Source organism: Pseudoalteromonas sp. NZS11_1 (assembly GCF_015864275.1).
Lineage (GTDB): Bacteria > Pseudomonadota > Gammaproteobacteria > Enterobacterales > Alteromonadaceae > Pseudoalteromonas > Pseudoalteromonas arctica.
On the sequence record NZ_JADYXK010000028.1, the window covers coordinates 33,596 to 51,393 of the forward strand.

Sequence of the window (17,798 nt, forward strand, 5' to 3'; positions counted from 1 at the left end):
TAACTATGGGGGTGTAATTAAAATAAAGTGGTTCAAGGCTGAAGTAAGCAACAGCCTTAATAAACGCTATGCATTTTAAGTTAAGCTAGTGATCCAGCCTAATATTGCATTTAAACAACCAATCCCTGCAAATACAGCTAAGAAAGCAAGAAAATAAGTAGCATTGAACGGATCTTTAAAGTCTTTATCATCTGACATTGGTACAACCTTTTATTAAGCACGACAAATAAGGCTGCCATAATAGACGATGTAAAATCATCAATAAAGACCTTAATCTTGATTTTTTGTCACAATTACACCGCGTTCAACCATTGCATTAAGGGTAACCAATGCGCCTTGAGCAATTTGATCTGCATTAAATTGTGGTGCATGAGCGAATACCTGTTGGCAAACGTCGTCAAATGTCGCTCCATCACTTGCCTCAATAATTGATAGCAACAAAGCAGTCATCGCATTCGTAGCCAGAAATTGAACGTCATCATCTTCATCTCTATATACAACAAAATAATTAGGCTGAGGTGATGGCTCTTTTGGTATAAAGCGATTGCTAATATTTTGAACCGGAAATTGATAACTTAAATTTCTTGCCGTTTTCGATAAATGCAAAGCAGAACTAGTAAGCGCTGTTGTTTGTAATTTTTGCTCTTGCTCATCTTCGTGTGCAATCGATACATCTAGCTCTACCCACTCATAATGTGCAAGTTCTAGCATAAACACGGGATCGTATCTTTTCATTTTATAATCACTTGATAAGTAATTAATAAACTCCCCTGCTATATCTAAAAAGTACGGCGAATGACAATCATATTCGCTAAAAAATTTGCGTACAAGGACCAGCCATTGCTTGTCTGTATATAAGGTTTTTAATACCGGAAAACCTGATGATATAAAACCTTCAATGTTATTAAAAAATAGGTCGCGATAAATGGCCATACGTCTGTCTTCGATACCGCTGGGCTTTTTATTTTTTTTAGGCTCGCGAATATGCGCCATAAATTCGTTTTGTATTTCAATAAAGCTCATAACCAGGCACTCTTTTAATATTTATAAAGGCTTATATTAAGCTCGTTGTTTTAAAACAGTTGAAGTAATGTGTTTAGCTTGTAGCTCATGAATTATATCTAACTCTTTGGTTAAAATATTCATGGTAGGGATATTAAAATCGCGCTCAAGCAAGGTTGGAAATACGCCATGCACTTCATATGCTTTATCCAGTAGCTCCCACACAGGATCAATGACATCAGCACCATGTGTATCAACTATTAAGTCATCAGCCTCATTATAATGGCCTGCAACGTGCCCATAGGCGATACGATTAGAGGGTAACCCTGTTAAAAACTCTTGTGCGTTATAGCCATGATTAATCGAATTCACATAAATGTTATTCACATCCAGTAAAAGCTTGCAGTCTGCTTGCTCTAAAATGGTATTTGTAAATTCCAGCTCTGATAATTGCTGTCCAGGAGCGCCATAATAGGAAACATTTTCTATCGCAATTTGCTGCTCAAGTATGTCTTGTACTTGTTTAATACGAGGGACAACATGTGCTATTGCATCTTGTGTAAACGGAATAGGCATTAAGTCATACATATGGCCTGTACCGGAACAGTAACTTAAGTGCTCACTGAAAATTTTTATATTGTGCTCTTCAAAAAAAACTTTTAAAGATTTAACAAATTCAACATCCAGTGGTTCGGGTGAACCGATAGACAGTGATAATCCATGACACACAAAATTATTTGCATCTGTTAATGTTCTAAATTGCTTTTTAAAGCGTCCACCTAGTTTTAACCAGTTCTCTGGCGCAACTTCCAAAAAATCTACTTGATTAGGTACGTGTTCAAGCAGTTCATCAAGCATTTCTCGTCGTAGGCCAAGGCCCACCATCCCGAAATCTGTACTCTGGATTTGTGTCATAACTACCTCTAACTTATCAAAAAAGGGCCTTAAGGCCCTTTTAGCATAACTTATTTAGAATAAGATATTAACGACCGCCACATTTACCTTCGCCGCACTTACCTTCTTTTTTAGTTTTTTTAGCATCGCCGCCGCATTTACCTTCACCACATTTGCCTTCTGTTTTAGCTTTTGCATCTTTTGCATCGCCGCCACATTTACCTTCACCACACTTGCCTTCTGTTTTAGCTTTTGCATCTTTTGCGTCGCTGCCACATTTACCTTCGCCACACTTGCCTTCTGTTTTAGCTTTTGCATCTTTTGCATCGCCGCCACATTTACCTTCGCCGCACTTACCTTCTGTTTTAGCTTTTGCATCTTTTGCATCGCCGCCACATTTACCTTCGCCACACTTACCTTCTGTTTTAGCTTTTGCATCTTTAGCATCGCCGCCACATTTACCTTCACCACACTTACCTTCTTTAGCGTCTAGTTGGTAACCTGTCACTAATTGTTGAAACTCAAATGGGTTGGCTTGTACATCTGCAGATACAAAGCTTGCAGAGCCAACAACTACTGCACCTAAAGTTAACGCGATTGTATTTTTTTTAACTGTATTCATTTTGTGACTCTCTTTAATCAAGTATTGTAAATCTCAGCAATAAAAATGTATTTTAAATTGCTTGTATGCTTAAGTAGACCTGTACAAGAATAAAAACTTTCATTTATTTTCATAATATTTACTTTTGCGGTTTCTACATTAAATATGGTTGGTAATTACAGATTTATCAATGTGTGATTTACAGGTAAACTATGCGTCCAGTTTTTTATCAAAATTAATCACTTTATGAAACTTGTTTTAGCACCTATGGAAGGTGTCGTTGATTTTAAAATGCGCCAATTACTCACAGACATTGGTGGGTTCGATTTGTGCGTTACCGAGTTTGTAAGAGTGGTTGAAACATGCTTACCTGATAAAGTTTTTCATCGATTTTGCCCTGAACTACATAATAATGGATTTACGCGAGCAGGTACTCCTGTGCGTGTTCAATTACTCGGCCAAGAAGCAAATCCGTTAGCCGAAAATGCAGTAAGAGCAATTGCTTTAGGATCTCATGGGGTCGACCTTAACTTTGGTTGCCCAGCAAAAACCGTTAATCGTAGTCGAGGGGGTGCTGTATTGCTTAAAGATCCTGACCACATGTATACGATTATTAAAGCAGTCCGAGATGCTGTAGATGATAAACATGAAGTAAGTGCAAAAATTCGCTTAGGCTTTGATGATGACAGTAACAGCCAAGAAATTGTTGATGCTGTGGTAAGCGCAGGCGCAAATAGTGTAGCTATACACGCCAGAACCAAACGTGATGGTTATAACCCGCCAGCTTATTGGGAAAAAATTCCACCAATAATAAAAGATAAAAATATTGCCGTTGTTGCCAATGGTGAAATTTGGCAAGTTGAGGACGCAATGCTTTGCCAAAAACGAAGTGGATGTACTGATTTGATGCTTGGTCGTGGCGCCCTTTCGCACCCTGATTTAGCAAAAAAAATTAAAGCTCATGTAAATAATGAACAATATAATGGCCTTCAATGGGAGCATATTATTTATCACTTAATCCACTCTGCTATTCATCAAGACCCTGCAAAAGATGAAAAGTATTTTGCTTCTCGTACAAAGCAATGGCTAGGTTACCTTAAACGCCAATACCCGCAAGCGATCGATTTATTTGATGAAATCAGGCGTTTAAAAAGTAAAGAAGATGTGGCAAGCGTATTAAATAAATACGCCAAAGCACCGCAACTTGATTCAAATCATAACGGCTAACCTAAAGCCTCTAGATAATATCAGTATAACGTGAAGCCAATTTAATAAGGTTGTACTGATAATGCATCATCAAAAAAGACTAAACGATGAAATAGCACAAATTAAATTAAATATATTAACTATGCTTTCTAAATCAGCCTACCCTACACATCAGCATTTAATACAAATTTTAGATAATACAGCAAACAATGAATGGTTAGACTGTGCAGCAGAGAAGCTAGGTCCTGAGTATGCGTTTTTGATCAGTCGCATGACTAAATTAGAAGCGGCGGTCAGCCAAATAGAAATTGGGCAATATGGCTACTGCTGCGACTGTGAAGAAAAAATACCAGCCAAATCACTTGAACTAGACCCCGCAACTCAACGGTGTACAAAGTGCGCACAATAAGCGCACTTTCAAATCATTATATAATTTGTTGTATAAAGCTAAATGATTGCCCTGGGTAGAGTATTATATCTTCAACTAAATATTGAGCCTCTTCTTGGGTGATTTCTAAGCGTTTCATAAGGTTTACCTTCGCCTGTGGCAAAGTCCACGCATGGTAATGAATGCCAATATCTGATTCCATCATTGCAAGCATCAATGTTTTATCTTTATCAGACATGTTCATATTACTCGCCATTGCAGGTAAGTCGTGATAATCAGCCTGCCAATCAAGCCCTTCAATTAATTTTTCATTCGATAGATACTGCACTAAAAACGATTTTTTATGAGAAATAGACAATTTACTATCGATTGCAACACGATCTAATACTTTTATATTTTCATTTAAAAGAGTAACCCACTCTAGCGGTGAATGTACTTCGCCACTAAAGTAATTGAGTTTGCTCTGATACCACTGTGACCCATTTGGCAGGCCTCTCAGACCAACACTACCTCTAGGCTTGTAACTAGCTAAATAATCGCTAAAAGCTCTTATATGACTCTTAAGCGCTGGTTGAACGTCATTACTACCTATCGCACTCAATACATAGCTTTGTAGTAGTGTGAGCTCAATTTTATTCAGCTTTAAATTGCTTTGTTTAGCACTGTCTAGCGTATCTTGGGTTAACTTAAGCCAAGTAATAATATTATCCGGCGTACTTTTTGACCCCTCAAAAGCAAGCATGTTTTTTAATACGTTTACTTGAGCCGGCCAATTAAAATAGCGCTCAGGAAAGCGCTCTGCAATAACCAAGTAGTTTACTTGTGCAATTTGATTGAGATTAAGCTCCATACCCATTAGGTTCTGATAAATAGTATGACGTTTAACTAAATACGCATCAGAAAAGACCAATTGCTCTTTAGTAATCCTATCGATTTTTTTAGCGTCTGGTTGTACAAGTGTTATGTTTAAAGTTTTTAAAGCAACTTGTGCGTCTTCAAATGACTCATAAGGTTGAGGCTGCTTTGAACATGCAGCTAAAAATAAGCACAGTAGTAATGAAAAAGAGAGCTTTTTATACATAGTAGTTCCAATAAAAAAAGCCCCAGAGGGGCTTTTTATAAGTTGCTTTAGCTAATTAAAATTAAATTTTAACACCGTTGCGAGCGGCTTTATCTTTAATATATGTAGACCAACCTTTTGCAAACTTACGTGTGCGAGGGTCATCCATAGCTTTAGTAATTGCAGCATATGCTTGCTTATACTTACCTTGATAGTAATACGCTTCAGCTAAATCTGAATAAATAGTACCTTTTTTGTCAGAGCCAAGCTCTAATGCTTTGTTCAAACGAACAACAGCAGCACTGAATTTTTCAGATTGTAAAAGTAATGAACCAGCTTTACGGTAAAGTTCAGCGTCGTCATCAAATTTAGCAGCTTCTTCGTAGTACTTAGCAGCTTTTTCTAGATCCTTAGAGCGATGATAGTTACTAGCAATCGCGCTAACATTCTGCTTCGTACGTTTTACTTTTTCACTCTTAACGGCCTTTTCTAGCGTTACAGCTGCTCTAAAAGGGATCTCGTTTAGAGAGTAAAAGTTAGATAAGACTTTATACTCAACTTCATTTTCAAAGTAACCGTTCTTGTAAGCAACTTCCATCGTTGCTAAACCTTTTTGATAGTCTTCGGTTTGTAGGTAATATTTACCTAAGCTAACCCAAGCTTTTTTATCATCAGGCCATACACGAACAATCTCTTCGCCAATCTTAACCATGTTTGCATAATCTTTAAGTTCAAAGTATGCACCCAGTTTTAATTGGTAAGGACCTTTATTAGGTTCTTTTTGAAGTTTAATTGCCTTATCTGCTGGTTCAAAAACATCACGAAATTGCTCTAACTGATAGTTAGCTTGGGCAATACGCGTGTAAACCGTAGGATCTTCTTCACCTGTAAAATCCATCCAAGTAACATAAGCTTTTTTGGCTTCTTGATACTTTTCTGTGCCAGCGTATAAATCGCCTAACAGCTTTAGAGTTTGTTCTTGATCAGCAAAGTTTAAAACATCAGGGGCAACTGCTTGCTTAGAGTACTTAATCGCTTCGTCATACTTTTCTTTTTGAGCGTACATGCTACCTAAGTAACGATTTACGGTCGCTTTATCAAAGTCATTCGAAGGTTCAATCTCTCTAAGCAAAACAATTGCTTCATCAACTTTTTCTTCGTTGTACAAGTCAAATGCTTTAATTACCTTTTTACCAGTACGCTCGCCCATGATTTTAGTTTTTGCTTTTTTACGCTCTTCAATCTTTGCGTAATCTGGCGCTGCTAAAACAGATGCACTTAAAGTAGCACCCGACACAGACATAAGAATCGCAAGAGCAGTTACTTTAGAAAAATTTCTCATTACTCGCCTCCTTAGTTGCCTTGGTTAAGTTTAAAGTCTAATTGAACTTGTAAACCTGGTTGTTTCTGTGGTTTTCCGTCAATGATCTTAGGACGGTACTTCCACTTACGCAGTGCGCGTTTAGCTTCACGGTCAAAGATACGTTTCGGATCTGCGTCAATTACTTCAACGTCAGTTACTCCACCTAACTCATCAATTGTGAATGAAAGTTGTACCCAACCTTCTTTGCCATCACGTGCTGCTTGCGTTGGATATTTTGGTTCTATACGAACGATAGGTGTCGCATCACCATCTCGTCCAAATGCACCAGGACCACTTAGTCCACCAGCTGAACTACCAACATCAATGCTACCCATGTTAAATGACATAGCACCAGGGTTTGGATTATTATTTTCCGGCTGTGGCGGCTGCGGTTTAGGCGGCTGCTTTGGCGGTGGTGGAGGAGGAGGCGGTACACGCTTCCTCTCCTGCACCTTAGATTCAGGCGGATTCGTCATTATTTCGACTATGATCTGCTCTTTTTGTTCCGTATTACGGTCAGCCCCACCAGAGATGAGGAAGGCCATGAAGTAGAACAAGCCGAAAGTAACTGCCCCACCTGCAATCAGTGAAAACAGAAAACGAATCATTACTGATCTCCAGCTATTGAAATTCTAAGGTTGTCACCCGTCGCTTTAATCTGGTCCATAACTTTAACCACTGTGCCGTGTTTAGCTTCTTTATCAGCTTGTATAATCACAACTTCAGTAGGTTGTTCTGCTAATAAACTTTCGATTTTTGCTGAAATACGTTCAACATCAATTTGTTGTTTATCAACCCAGATTTCGCCGTTACTACGAATAGCAATAAAAATGTTAGCATTTTTTTGCTTAGTAGCTTGGGCAGCTTTTGGTTTATTGACCTCGATACCAGCCTCTTTAACGAACGATGTAGTTACGATAAAGAAAATAAGCATGATAAATACGATGTCAAGCATTGGCGTCATATCAACCGCTGCTTCTTCTTCTTCACGAAAACGTTGTTTACGTGCCATATTTAATTCTCTCTCTAGTGATGAGGCATACTATCAATAAGTTTGGCTTTCACCATTTTAGCTTTTGTCTCAAGACGTGAGCTAAAAAATACTCCAGATAGTGCCGCAACCATTCCAGCCATTGTTGGGATTGTTGCCATTGAAATACCTGATGCCATTAAGCGTGCATTACCCGTACCCTGGTTGGCCATGGTTTCAAAAACCGAGATCATACCAGTAACAGTACCAAGTAAGCCTATTAAAGGACAAACAGCTACTAATGTCTTAATCAACAACATACGCTGATCTAATTTTTCAGACGCTTCAGAAATCCATGCTTCACGGATTCTGTGTGCGTACCAAGACGTAGTGTCTTGGCGGGCATCCCACTTTGCTACAATTTCTTTCGCTGTGCGAGGAAACTCTGCAAGTAGAAACCAATAGCGCTCAATCATTAAAACCCACATCAGAAAGAGTGCTATCGCGACCACGTATAAAACCTGGCCGCCTGTGCCAACAAAATCCCTGATAGATTCCCATATCTCCATCAGGACTAGCATTAGGCTTTCTCCTTCTCCGCGTGAGTAGCAACGATACCCGCGCTTTGCTCATCAAGGATGTGTAATACCGACTTACTACGACCAGCTACAAGAGCATGAAGTAGAATTAGTGGTAATGCAGCAATTAGACCTAGCGCTGTAGTTACAAGTGCTAGAGAGATGTTACCTGCCATGATCTTCGGATCACCCGTACCGAACAATGTGATTGTTTGGAACGTTAAGATCATACCGATTACTGTACCTAGTAGACCTAGTAATGGTGCGATTGCAGCAAGAATCTTAATTATGTTGATACCAGCTTCGATGCGTGGCGTTTCACGTAGAATCGCTTCATCAAGTTTAAGCTCAAGGTTTTCAACATCTTGGTTCTTGTTGTCATGGTACACTTTAAGAATACGACCCAGTGGGTTATTTGTATTCGGTGTAGCAACATTTTTAAGCTGGCTCTTAATCTTACTAGTAGTAAGTGTAAGGTCAACAAAGCGAATTAGAGTAATTAGCATACCTAAAGCTAGTAAAGCTGTAATGATATAACCAACTACGCCACCTTGATGGAAGTATTCCATAAGTGTCGCTTTTTGAGTGTTGATACGTAAGATAGCACCACGAGTCGGATCGATATAAACACCAGCGTAGTTATCTGGTGATGTATTTTCAAGATCAGTGATACCGTCTAAAATATAGCTATCAGGCTGTTTACCTAGAGGCTGAATAGACTTAGTTTCTGGTGAATAAATTAAGTAACCATCGTCTGTAACTAAGTTAAAGTTACCGATACGCGTTACTTTCTTCATTGACGGGTTACCGTCAAGACCAGCAACTTCAGTTTCAAAAGTTGAAACTTTAGCTGATTCAGTCATTTCTGTTTGAAGTGAAATCCAAAGCTCTTCAAGTTCGCGAACAGTTGGAAGTTCTTTAGCAGCAGCTAATGAACGTAAGATTTCTGCACGGCCAGGTTTCTCAGCACTAACTAGTGATGCTTCGATAGAACCGATAGCGTCTTGAGCTGCACGACGTACAACACCAAACATCTCACCCAAAGTACCTTGAGCACTTTGAAGAGCAGCTTCTTTTTCAGCTAACGTGTTTTCATTTTGTGCATATTGCTTAGTTAAGCTTTCACCACGAGACTTCTCAGAAGCAAGTTGGCTTTTAGCTTTATTAAGTAAAGATTGCTTGTCAGCACGATCTGATAAGAACTCTTGTTCACGTTTCTTATCGATTTTACCTTCAGAGATACGCTCTTGCTTTACTTGCTCAAGTATTTTATCTAGAGCTCCAGTATTTGCATGTGCATTTAACGCGGTACCTGCAGAAACAGTTAGTACTGCGGCAACAGCAAAACCTTTAAATAGTTTCTTCATTATTGATTACTCCGCGCCAAAGATAGGTAGTTTAACAAGTTCTAATGTCGCTTGCTTACGCGCCATACGAATAACTTCTTTAACAGGTTTTAGGTATTCTTCACCTAATTCTTTCCACTGTTTAGTGTTGTTATCCCACACCCAAGCATGTTTCAAGTCAAAAGACTGAGCAACGTAAGTAATACGACCTAACTGACCGATATCAACGTTAATACTTTTGCCATCAACTTCTAGTGTACCTTGTGAAGCAGATACAAGTGAGCTGTATGCTGTTTCAATAGTGTAAGCTTCAAGTACTTGACGGAATTTTTCAGACGTCGTTACAGACGCAGAAACCATGATTTCACGTAGTCTTTCAACACGTCCTAAACGCGTCTCTAGATTAAATGGAACGTCCGCTTTGATGAATTGCTCAAGCGTATCGATCATGCGATACATCAAAGGCACAACGTTTTGTTTCGTGTTATCAATCGTAGCGATTTGACGATCAAACGATTCAATAGACGCGTTTTGGCTATCAACCAAGCGCGACACGTGATCGTTATACACTTTCATAAGTTCAGTCTCATCAACAACGCTACGGTACTCAGCGATTAGCTCCTGAGTTTGACCATATACATTGTCAATTTTAGTTTGAGACTTAACCGCAGCCTTTTGAATTTGTTGACCTGCTTTTTGCACGTCATTCAAAGGATCTGCAATCACATTGCTGCTTGCAAATGCAAATGCGCCAACCAACGCAGTTGCTACAAGACTCTTTCTGATTTTAACAGACATAGTTCCCAACCAATTAAGTAATGTTACTTTTATAATTTAATTATCCTCCGAAGAGAACAACCCTGATATCTTTTAATAGATATCAACCTTCCAATAATGCTAAATGCAATTAGCGCTGTCAACTTGATGTTTACTAATCTCCGCAAATAAATAGCTAAGTTAATGCTTAAACAAAAGTACCAGCACACAACTGTTAACATTATTGCAACCAAGCTTTTGCTTAATATTTCGATTAAAGCCTTTTGAGGGGTGTATTTATTCGCATTGTACTGACATAAAACAACATTATTGCAACATTTAGCCAAAGCTGAATTCGCACTGAAAAAAAACAAAAAAAAATATAGATAGATATAACAAAAGTTATTTTTTAAACGATTTCAGCACATTTTATCTCCCCAATAACACTTCATCTGAAAAAACAAACCATTTGTCGCACAAAAAAACAACACTGGATAATCTACAATACCGCCCACCTTGCTTTATGCACGCAATGCCTAAAGCCATTTATAAAACGTGTTTCCCATAAATAGTAATAATAAGTTTCTTTTAGCAAGGCCTGAAATAGCCAAATAGCTTTCGATAATTAGACGAGTTACATTTACCGCTTTAGAGTGCTCATTAATACTATTTAACAGTTAAATTTATTTAGTAACAAAGTTAATCACAAAAAGCTGCTCAACTTTAATAATAATGGACTATAAATGATGCCTAACGCTTCCATAATAAGCTATCAGAGGTCTATAGAGGTTCCCTTGCCCATTTATAGTTAAAGTACAAAACTTCAATCTGATTGCACTAGCAAGACTTACACTAAAATTTACACAGATTGTTATTTGGCATCATTTTTATGTATATAAGTATCAGACCAGTTGGATAAATTGTAAGGGATGTTTTAAATGCGATAGAAAGTGGTTCGATTGTATAAGTTATTCAGATAATTGAATTTTGGGTGTGTATTAAAATAGAAGATTTAAGAATATACGAAATTTGTGTTCAAGGATTTAAAAAGAAGGATTTTATTAATTATGTACATAGAGAGGAATTATGGTGAAACAGAGACCTGCTTCACCAAGATGAACTAGAGTTCACATAATAAATTATGCTGCTTCTACGTTCTCAGCTTCAGGGCCTTTTTGACCTTGTTTGATGCTGAATGTCACTGCTTGACCTTCGCTAAGAGTGCGAAAACCAGAACCAGTGATTGCGCTGAAATGTACAAACACGTCAGGACCATTTTCTTGTTCAATGAAACCAAAGCCTTTAGCTTCGTTGAAAAACTTTACTTTACCAGTAACCGACATACTAAATTTTCCTGTAAGTCAATAATTAAAATTCAGCCATATTATTATGGCAATATCCTCCCTGAGTCAATGCTCAAAAATATGGAGGTACAGTACAGGAACAAGTAATAACCTAACCGGTAACCTTAAACGCAGCACAATATCCGTAAATTCAATACATAAAAACTCAAAGCAAGGTAAGATTAACACATTATATTTTTTTTCGCTCTATTAATTGGGAATTATTTATTAAAAATATAAATTTGTTTTAAATCGCCTTTAACTGACTAATTTCCAAGCAAAAAAGCCGCTTTAAAAATTAAGCGGCTTTTGGTTTAAATATAAAATATTAACTATTTAACAGACCAATCAATAGTATCTTCTGCTTTTATAGGCACAACTTCAGAGTCGCCTAGGGTATAACTTGCAGGTACGTCCCATGGTTTTCTTTGTAATGTTATTGTATCGGCATTACGCGGCAACTCATAAAAGTCAGGACCAAAGTGGCTTGCAAATCCTTCAAGCATGTCCAAAGCTCCCGCTTCTTCGAATGCTTCAGCGTATAACTCAATAGCGGCATGGGCCGTATATGCACCAGCACAACCACAAGCAGCTTCTTTTTTATCTTTATAATGTGGTGCAGAATCAGTTCCTAAGAAAAACTTTTTATTTCCACTTATAGCTGCGGCCATTAATGCTTGCTGGTGAATGTTACGTTTGAGGATTGGCAAACAGTAATAATGTGGGCGAATTCCACCCGCTAACATATGATTACGATTATAAAGTAAATGATGAGCTGTAATTGTTGCTGCTACATTGCTAGGTGCATTAACTACAAACTCTACTGCATCTTTAGTTGTAATATGCTCTAGTACAATTTTAAGTTCAGGAAAGTCACTTACCACATCCCCTAAAATCGTCTCTAAAAATACTTTTTCACGGTCAAAAATATCAATTGATGAATCAGTAACTTCTCCGTGTACTAACAGCAACATACCTACTTCTTGCATTGCTTTTAAAACCGGGTAAATATTTTTGACTGATGTAACACCCGAATCAGAATTGGTTGTAGCGCCAGCAGGATACAGCTTTGCAGCTACTATTTTACCCGTTGCTTTTGCTTTCTTTATTTCATCTGGTGTCGTTTTATCAGTAAGGTAAAGTACCATTAAAGGCTCAAAGGCACCTTGTGGGCCTGCTGCCATAATACGTTCTCGATAAGAAAGAGCGGTATCAGTACATGTTGCCGGCGGAACAAGGTTTGGCATAATAATAGCGCGACCCATGTATCTGCTAATGTCTCGTACAGTATCCTTTAGCTGGTCGCCATCACGTAAATGTACATGCCAGTCATCTGGGCGAGTGATAGTAAGGGTTGTTACAGAGTTTGTATTATTGCTTGTCATTACTTTATTCCAAGGCTGAATTTATCCGATCATAGGCATATGATGTTTTCGAGTAAAGATTTTATTAAAAATAATGCATATGCTAATGACATTACCGAGTTGTGTAATTAAAGCTTAATACTCCAATTCAATTGGGATTAGCTATTGTTATTACTTACAATTAATTAAAGTCATTCGTCATAATAATTTACAGCCAATTAAAACCACTCATCGCTTTATTTTGTACAAAATCCAAGATTAGGTTAACTTAGCTACGTATTTAAAAATAAAAAGAATAATATAAATTGCCTATGTCTTACAAAAATGATTCCTCAAGAGCACTTGAGATAAAAACTGATCAACTGAGTATTATCAATCAATTTTCATCAAGCTTATTGCAACTAGACACACTAGACGAGCTATTTGAGTATGTTACAACGCACGTTGTTAACCGTTTAGGATTTGTTGATTGCGTTATTTACCTTGCCGATAACAATGCTTATACATTAAATCAAGTTGCCTCGATGGGTATTGCTCACGCCCGTGATAAATATCAAGCCGAACGTAAAGTAATACGTTTTAGTGAAGGAATTACTGGGGCTGTAGCCACAACTGGTAAAGCCGTAGTTATCGATGATGTAACAAAAGATAGCCGTTATATCGCAGATGAGCGCCCTGCCCAATCAGAACTATGCGTCCCTCTTATATATAAAGAACAAGTTTTAGGTGTTATTGATTGTGAGCACCCTATTAAAGGCTACTTTACAAACGCACATCTTGAAATTCTTACAACAGTTGCCCACTTACTCAGTGCTAAAATCAACCAGGTAAATACGGTAAATAACTTACAAAAAACAGTTGAGCAACTTAACAACGCACAAAAATTAGAAAATAGCTTATTACAAATAGCTAACCTAACCTACAAAGCTAACGACTTAGATACCTTCTTTGAAGCTTTGCATTCAATTATCAATAACTTACTTCGTGCTGATAACTTTTTTATCGCTTTATATGACAAAAAAGTAGATATACTTGACCTTGTTTATATAGTCGAAGAAGGCATAAACACTAAAACACATCAAAAAATATCTAAAGAACAGCTAAAAGACACTGCTTCATATTACCTACTGCAAACAGAGCAAACCTTATTACTCAATAAAGATGCCTTTCAAAGTCATATTGATAACGGTGATTTTAAAATGGTAGGTAGACAATCAGAGTCTTGGTTGGGTGTTCCATTTAAAACAAGTGATCGTATAAGCGGTGTTATTGTTGTACAAAGCTACGATAAAACACTGCAATACAACGAACACGACAGCGCTCTTCTAACTTACGTAAGTCGCCAAATAAGTATGGCAATTGATAGGCAACTAGCCCGACAAGAGCTCGAGCATAAAGCATTGCATGACGAGCTTACCGGCCTTGCTAACCGCTCATTACTCATTGAGAGAATAAAGCATGCTATTTTACGTTTAACGCGTGCTAAAAAAAGTACTAGCCATGCCCTGCTGTATCTAGATTTTGATCGTTTTAAAAGTATAAATGATTCGCTAGGGCATGAAGTCGGAGACCATTTTCTTATAAAAATATGCGACTTAATTAAAAGTACAGTACGAAGCACGGATACATTTGCTCGTTTAGGCGGTGATGAGTTTGCTATTTTCATGGAAAATATCACACATAAAAACCAAGTTAATGAAGCTTTAAACAGAATTAAAAGCGCATTATCAAAACCTCTTAATGTAGATAGCCACTTACTCCAAGCTTCTACTAGTATTGGTATTGCCTATACCGACAACATAAACGATAAAGCTTATATATTACTGCAACAAGCTGATGCTGCTATGTATGAAGCAAAATCCACCGGGCGTGGACAAGTTAAGTTTTTTAATAACACGATGCGTAAAAAACTTAAAACCCATGCCGATATCGAAAACGACTTGCAACACGGTATAGAACACAACGAATTTGAACTCTATTTTCAGCCAATTTTTACAATTACCACAAGTGAAGTTATCGGATTTGAAGCACTTGTGCGCTGGCATCATCCAAAAAAAGGATTTGTACCACCTAATGACTTTATACCGATAGCTGAAACTACAGGGCAAATTATAAATCTTGATTTACATTTACTTGATTTAGCCGCTCAGCAGATTTCTAATTGGCACCAGCAAGGTCATCGCTTTTTGAAAGTAACGGTTAATGTATCGTCACGACATTTTGCAAGCCTCGATTTTGTAGCGCAAATACATTCTATTTATAATAAATACCAATTACCTCTGGGTTCTTTATGTTTAGAAATTACCGAATCAGGCTTAATAGAAAATCTAGAACTCGCCACTCAAATAATAGAAGGTCTTTCACCTTTAAAAGTAAAATTGTGCCTTGACGATTTTGGAACGGGTTATTCAGCACTGGGCTACTTGCATCAACTGCCTATTCATATTTTAAAAATAGATAAAAGCTTTATTGACCACCTACAAGATTCCACCAACCCACTTGTTGAAGCCATTTTATCACTTGCGCAATCATTAAAACTTGAAGTTGTTGCTGAAGGGATAGAAACACTTGAACAATTAGCCATTTTACAATCCACCGCGTGCGACTATGGCCAAGGTTTTTTAAAGTCAAAACCGGTCACAGCCAAAGAAGCCATATTACTTATTAATAAGCCTTTATAAAAAGAGCCAGCGAGTTGGTCGCTGGCTTAGGTATTACGTATATACTCATCCATTAAACTAAAGCTAAAAAGCAAAATGACTTTAGTTTTTAAACCACAACCTAAAGTAACCATTCCCCACCCCACACAGTTATTTATATAGTCAAAATTCACACTGAGGTGAAGCACACCGCAATCGATATACTTAAAATACAACATGAAGCAAACTCATCTAAAACTCATCAAACCAGTTTTTGAATGACTTTTATCGTTACTAATTCTAATATTTTCGCGATTCATAGCAACAAACTGCAATAAACCACAATAAATCGCAAACTTTTAGCCATCTAGACGTTGAAACGTTTTTTGTATAGGCGTAGTATGTGGTTAATCTGAGCTGAACTCACTTTTCCCATGAGAATTTTTAAAGATGATTGGTATTAAACATTTAAAAACCATAGCAACCCTAAAAGAAACAGGATCTTTGGTTAATACAGCACGAGAGTTATTTTTGACACAGTCTGCTTTATCTCATCAAATCAAAGATTTAGAGAATAAATTAGATTGCCAATTATTTGAGCGTAAAACTCAACCAGTCCGCTTTACCCCTCAGGGAATGCTATTACTTGAGTTAGCTCACGAAATATTACCAAAAATGGAAGCGACTAAATGCCGTTTGAAAGAAAGCTTAAATCAGCCTATTTCTCAACTGCGTTTAAGTGTGGAATGCCATGCATGTTTTCATTGGTTGTTGCCTACTATTAAAGAATTTAATAACTTTTGGCCTGATATAAAAATTGATTACGAGCGCGGCTTTAGTTACGACGCTATTCCTGACTTACTAAGCGATGAGCTAGATTTAGTTTTAACATCTGACATACGTGAACCCGACACATTAGAGTACGCGCACTTATTTGATTTTAAATTGAAGCTTATTGTGGCACCGGATCATGAACTTGCTAAAAAAGCGTATGTAACAGCGCTTGATTTAAAAAACGAAACTATTATTTCATACCCTATCCCGCGTGAACGCCAAGATATATTTAAGCATTTCATTCAAAATGCACGTTTTGACGGTACGTTAAAAACGGTTGACCAAGGATTACTTATTTTTCAACTAGTAAGTGCCGGCATGGGCGTTGCCGCTTTACCTGATTGGCTAGTTACACCTTATGAAAGCCAAGGCTTAATTAAATCAATTCCTTTGGGCGCTCTTGGCCTTACTCGTCCTATGTATTTAGCGATGAAAAAAGACATGAAAGATAACCCTGTTTATCGTCACTTTTTAAATACGTGTAAGCTAAATAACGGTCGATAATCATCAATATAATGAGTAATATCGCTGTAATTAACTCTACAGCGTTTAACTCTTATGTTTGTTATTAAAAAAATGATTGGTGGCTTACTTATGCCACTGCCTCTATTTGGTTTATTTGCGTGCCTGATGCTCCTACTCGCATTTAAAGGCCGCAAATCAGCTCTCTTCTTATCTACTTTAAGCTTAATTGTATTACTTGCATTGAGCACACCCTTTATCGCCAATTTAATTATCCAAAATAATGAACCTGCGTCGCTTGCATTTAATACCCTAAAGCATCCAAAAATAGACAAAATAGTTGTACTAGGTTGCGATATAAACCCAAACCCTGCACTCAGTGCTAATAATCAATTAGGTAATTGTGCACTAACGCGCTTAGTAGAAGGTGTAAAGCTAGCAAAGCACTACCCTAATGCAGAGCTTATAGTGTCAGGCGGGGGTTATCAAAATATCACTAATAGCGGGCTTATGTATCAAACGGCAATTAGTTTAGGCGTTAATAAGAGTCGTATATCCCAAAACCCAAAAGCAATGGATACAGGTGAAGAAGCTAAGTTACTGGCATCAAAATTAGTCGACTTTAAAGTTGCACTAGTAACATCTGTGCTGCACATGCCACGCGCAAAAGACTTATTTAATGCTCAAGGTATTGAAGTCATAACCGCAGCCACTGATTATCATAATTTTGCTGCACTTCCATGGAGCAAACAGTTTATTCCCAATGCTCATGCCTTACTTGTGGTTACGCAATACAGTCACGAAGTAGTAGGAAACACATGGATAAGTTTACGCCGCTGGATAGATCAAGAGGCACTGTAGCTCATTTCGTCTAACTAACCTGATGTAATGGTCTCCTCCCTATACGGCATCTATGTGCCATGATTAAAGTGGTTACAATAATCAAAGGGAGAAGACCAAAATGAAGATTACAACAATTGGTTTAGACATAG

Annotated in this window: 18 protein-coding genes; 5 read left to right on the forward strand and 13 right to left on the reverse strand. The window is 37.6% G+C overall.

What is annotated here, in order from left to right; genetic code table 11:
* Window positions 1–75: 75 nt before the first annotated feature.
* From I6F44_RS19690 to I6F44_RS16525, 4 genes are all read right to left on the reverse strand, one after another.
* On the reverse strand, window positions 76–198 hold the full coding sequence (locus I6F44_RS19690; RefSeq protein WP_002962301.1) for a hypothetical protein: 123 nt from the start codon (window positions 196–198) through the stop codon (window positions 76–78).
* A gap of 72 nt (window positions 199–270) precedes the next feature.
* The gene (locus I6F44_RS16515; RefSeq protein ID WP_101217249.1) at window positions 271–1,023 is read right to left on the reverse strand and encodes an HvfC family RiPP maturation protein; all 753 of its coding nucleotides are present in this window, start codon (window positions 1,021–1,023) and stop codon (window positions 271–273) included.
* Window positions 1,024–1,059: 36 nt separating this feature from the next.
* Window positions 1,060–1,917 (reverse strand): HvfB family MNIO-type RiPP peptide maturase, encoded by an 858-nt coding sequence (locus I6F44_RS16520; protein WP_101217250.1) that lies wholly within the window; start codon window positions 1,915–1,917, stop codon window positions 1,060–1,062.
* 67 nt (window positions 1,918–1,984) lie between these two features.
* Window positions 1,985–2,518 carry an HvfA family oxazolone/thioamide-modified RiPP metallophore gene (locus I6F44_RS16525; RefSeq protein ID WP_197174212.1) on the reverse strand — a complete coding sequence of 178 codons (534 nt, stop codon included), beginning with the start codon at window positions 2,516–2,518 and terminating at the stop codon, window positions 1,985–1,987.
* A 225-nt stretch (window positions 2,519–2,743) separates the two neighbouring features.
* On the opposite strand from I6F44_RS16525, the gene I6F44_RS16530 reads away from it, so the two are divergent.
* A complete protein-coding gene (locus I6F44_RS16530) occupies window positions 2,744–3,724 on the forward strand; it encodes a tRNA-dihydrouridine synthase (protein WP_197174213.1) in 981 nt (326 codons plus the stop codon).
* Between the two features lie 61 nt (window positions 3,725–3,785).
* Entirely contained in the window at window positions 3,786–4,112 is a 327-nt protein-coding gene (locus I6F44_RS16535; protein ID WP_024590816.1) for a TraR/DksA C4-type zinc finger protein, read from the forward strand.
* Between the two features lie 16 nt (window positions 4,113–4,128).
* On the opposite strand, the gene I6F44_RS16540 is transcribed toward I6F44_RS16535, so the two are convergent.
* From I6F44_RS16540 to pyrC, 9 genes are all read right to left on the reverse strand, one after another.
* Window positions 4,129–5,172, reverse strand: coding sequence for a hypothetical protein (locus tag I6F44_RS16540; protein WP_197174214.1), 1,044 nt, complete (start codon window positions 5,170–5,172; stop codon window positions 4,129–4,131).
* A gap of 61 nt (window positions 5,173–5,233) precedes the next feature.
* Window positions 5,234–6,493 (reverse strand): tetratricopeptide repeat protein, encoded by a 1,260-nt coding sequence (locus I6F44_RS16545; protein ID WP_010553387.1) that lies wholly within the window; start codon window positions 6,491–6,493, stop codon window positions 5,234–5,236.
* An 11-nt stretch (window positions 6,494–6,504) separates the two neighbouring features.
* The gene (locus I6F44_RS16550) at window positions 6,505–7,122 is read right to left on the reverse strand and encodes an energy transducer TonB (RefSeq protein ID WP_007583869.1); all 618 of its coding nucleotides are present in this window, start codon (window positions 7,120–7,122) and stop codon (window positions 6,505–6,507) included.
* Entirely contained in the window at window positions 7,122–7,526 is a 405-nt protein-coding gene (locus I6F44_RS16555) for an ExbD/TolR family protein (RefSeq protein WP_007583867.1), read from the reverse strand. Before I6F44_RS16555 ends, I6F44_RS16550 begins: the two co-directional genes overlap by 1 nt.
* A 14-nt stretch (window positions 7,527–7,540) precedes the next feature.
* Window positions 7,541–8,065, reverse strand: a complete 525-nt coding sequence (locus tag I6F44_RS16560; protein ID WP_002961709.1) for a MotA/TolQ/ExbB proton channel family protein — start codon at window positions 8,063–8,065, stop codon at window positions 7,541–7,543.
* Window positions 8,065–9,429, reverse strand: a complete 1,365-nt coding sequence (locus tag I6F44_RS16565) for a MotA/TolQ/ExbB proton channel family protein (protein WP_007583865.1) — start codon at window positions 9,427–9,429, stop codon at window positions 8,065–8,067. Before I6F44_RS16565 ends, I6F44_RS16560 begins: the two co-directional genes overlap by 1 nt.
* A gap of 6 nt (window positions 9,430–9,435) precedes the next feature.
* Window positions 9,436–10,206 carry a DUF3450 domain-containing protein gene (locus I6F44_RS16570; protein ID WP_024590812.1) on the reverse strand — a complete coding sequence of 257 codons (771 nt, stop codon included), beginning with the start codon at window positions 10,204–10,206 and terminating at the stop codon, window positions 9,436–9,438.
* Window positions 10,207–11,303: 1,097 nt separating this feature from the next.
* Complete coding sequence (locus I6F44_RS16575) at window positions 11,304–11,507, reverse strand: cold-shock protein (RefSeq protein WP_002961702.1); 204 nt, start codon at window positions 11,505–11,507, stop codon at window positions 11,304–11,306.
* A gap of 332 nt (window positions 11,508–11,839) precedes the next feature.
* Window positions 11,840–12,892 (reverse strand): dihydroorotase, encoded by a 1,053-nt coding sequence (pyrC, locus tag I6F44_RS16580; protein WP_024606980.1) that lies wholly within the window; start codon window positions 12,890–12,892, stop codon window positions 11,840–11,842.
* A 290-nt stretch (window positions 12,893–13,182) separates the two neighbouring features.
* Between pyrC and I6F44_RS16585 the strand changes: the two genes are divergently transcribed.
* The 3 genes from I6F44_RS16585 to I6F44_RS16595 all read left to right on the forward strand — a co-directional run bounded on the left by I6F44_RS16585 (window position 13,183) and on the right by I6F44_RS16595 (window position 17,667).
* Window positions 13,183–15,552 (forward strand): GGDEF domain-containing protein, encoded by a 2,370-nt coding sequence (locus I6F44_RS16585; protein WP_197174215.1) that lies wholly within the window; start codon window positions 13,183–13,185, stop codon window positions 15,550–15,552.
* 408 nt (window positions 15,553–15,960) lie between these two features.
* Window positions 15,961–16,848, forward strand: coding sequence for a LysR family transcriptional regulator (locus tag I6F44_RS16590; RefSeq protein WP_002961689.1), 888 nt, complete (start codon window positions 15,961–15,963; stop codon window positions 16,846–16,848).
* A gap of 54 nt (window positions 16,849–16,902) precedes the next feature.
* Window positions 16,903–17,667, forward strand: coding sequence for a YdcF family protein (locus tag I6F44_RS16595; protein ID WP_197174216.1), 765 nt, complete (start codon window positions 16,903–16,905; stop codon window positions 17,665–17,667).
* Window positions 17,668–17,798 lie beyond the last annotated feature (131 nt).

What these genes read in the sequence shown, in the direction of transcription:
- I6F44_RS19690 (WP_002962301.1), bottom strand. Translation starts at nt 198, where the DNA reads ATGTCAGATGATAAAGACTTTAAAGATCCGTTCAATGCTACTTATTTT.
- I6F44_RS16515 (WP_101217249.1), bottom strand. Translation starts at nt 1,023, where the DNA reads ATGAGCTTTATTGAAATACAAAACGAATTTATGGCGCATATTCGCGAG.
- I6F44_RS16520 (WP_101217250.1), bottom strand. Translation starts at nt 1,917, where the DNA reads ATGACACAAATCCAGAGTACAGATTTCGGGATGGTGGGCCTTGGCCTA.
- I6F44_RS16525 (WP_197174212.1), bottom strand. Translation starts at nt 2,518, where the DNA reads ATGAATACAGTTAAAAAAAATACAATCGCGTTAACTTTAGGTGCAGTA.
- I6F44_RS16530 (WP_197174213.1), top strand. Translation starts at nt 2,744, where the DNA reads ATGAAACTTGTTTTAGCACCTATGGAAGGTGTCGTTGATTTTAAAATG.
- I6F44_RS16535 (WP_024590816.1), top strand. Translation starts at nt 3,786, where the DNA reads ATGCATCATCAAAAAAGACTAAACGATGAAATAGCACAAATTAAATTA.
- I6F44_RS16540 (WP_197174214.1), bottom strand. Translation starts at nt 5,172, where the DNA reads ATGTATAAAAAGCTCTCTTTTTCATTACTACTGTGCTTATTTTTAGCT.
- I6F44_RS16545 (WP_010553387.1), bottom strand. Translation starts at nt 6,493, where the DNA reads ATGAGAAATTTTTCTAAAGTAACTGCTCTTGCGATTCTTATGTCTGTG.
- I6F44_RS16550 (WP_007583869.1), bottom strand. Translation starts at nt 7,122, where the DNA reads ATGATTCGTTTTCTGTTTTCACTGATTGCAGGTGGGGCAGTTACTTTC.
- I6F44_RS16555 (WP_007583867.1), bottom strand. Translation starts at nt 7,526, where the DNA reads ATGGCACGTAAACAACGTTTTCGTGAAGAAGAAGAAGCAGCGGTTGAT.
- I6F44_RS16560 (WP_002961709.1), bottom strand. Translation starts at nt 8,065, where the DNA reads ATGCTAGTCCTGATGGAGATATGGGAATCTATCAGGGATTTTGTTGGC.
- I6F44_RS16565 (WP_007583865.1), bottom strand. Translation starts at nt 9,429, where the DNA reads ATGAAGAAACTATTTAAAGGTTTTGCTGTTGCCGCAGTACTAACTGTT.
- I6F44_RS16570 (WP_024590812.1), bottom strand. Translation starts at nt 10,206, where the DNA reads ATGTCTGTTAAAATCAGAAAGAGTCTTGTAGCAACTGCGTTGGTTGGC.
- I6F44_RS16575 (WP_002961702.1), bottom strand. Translation starts at nt 11,507, where the DNA reads ATGTCGGTTACTGGTAAAGTAAAGTTTTTCAACGAAGCTAAAGGCTTT.
- pyrC (WP_024606980.1), bottom strand. Translation starts at nt 12,892, where the DNA reads ATGACAAGCAATAATACAAACTCTGTAACAACCCTTACTATCACTCGC.
- I6F44_RS16585 (WP_197174215.1), top strand. Translation starts at nt 13,183, where the DNA reads ATGTCTTACAAAAATGATTCCTCAAGAGCACTTGAGATAAAAACTGAT.
- I6F44_RS16590 (WP_002961689.1), top strand. Translation starts at nt 15,961, where the DNA reads ATGATTGGTATTAAACATTTAAAAACCATAGCAACCCTAAAAGAAACA.
- I6F44_RS16595 (WP_197174216.1), top strand. Translation starts at nt 16,903, where the DNA reads ATGTTTGTTATTAAAAAAATGATTGGTGGCTTACTTATGCCACTGCCT.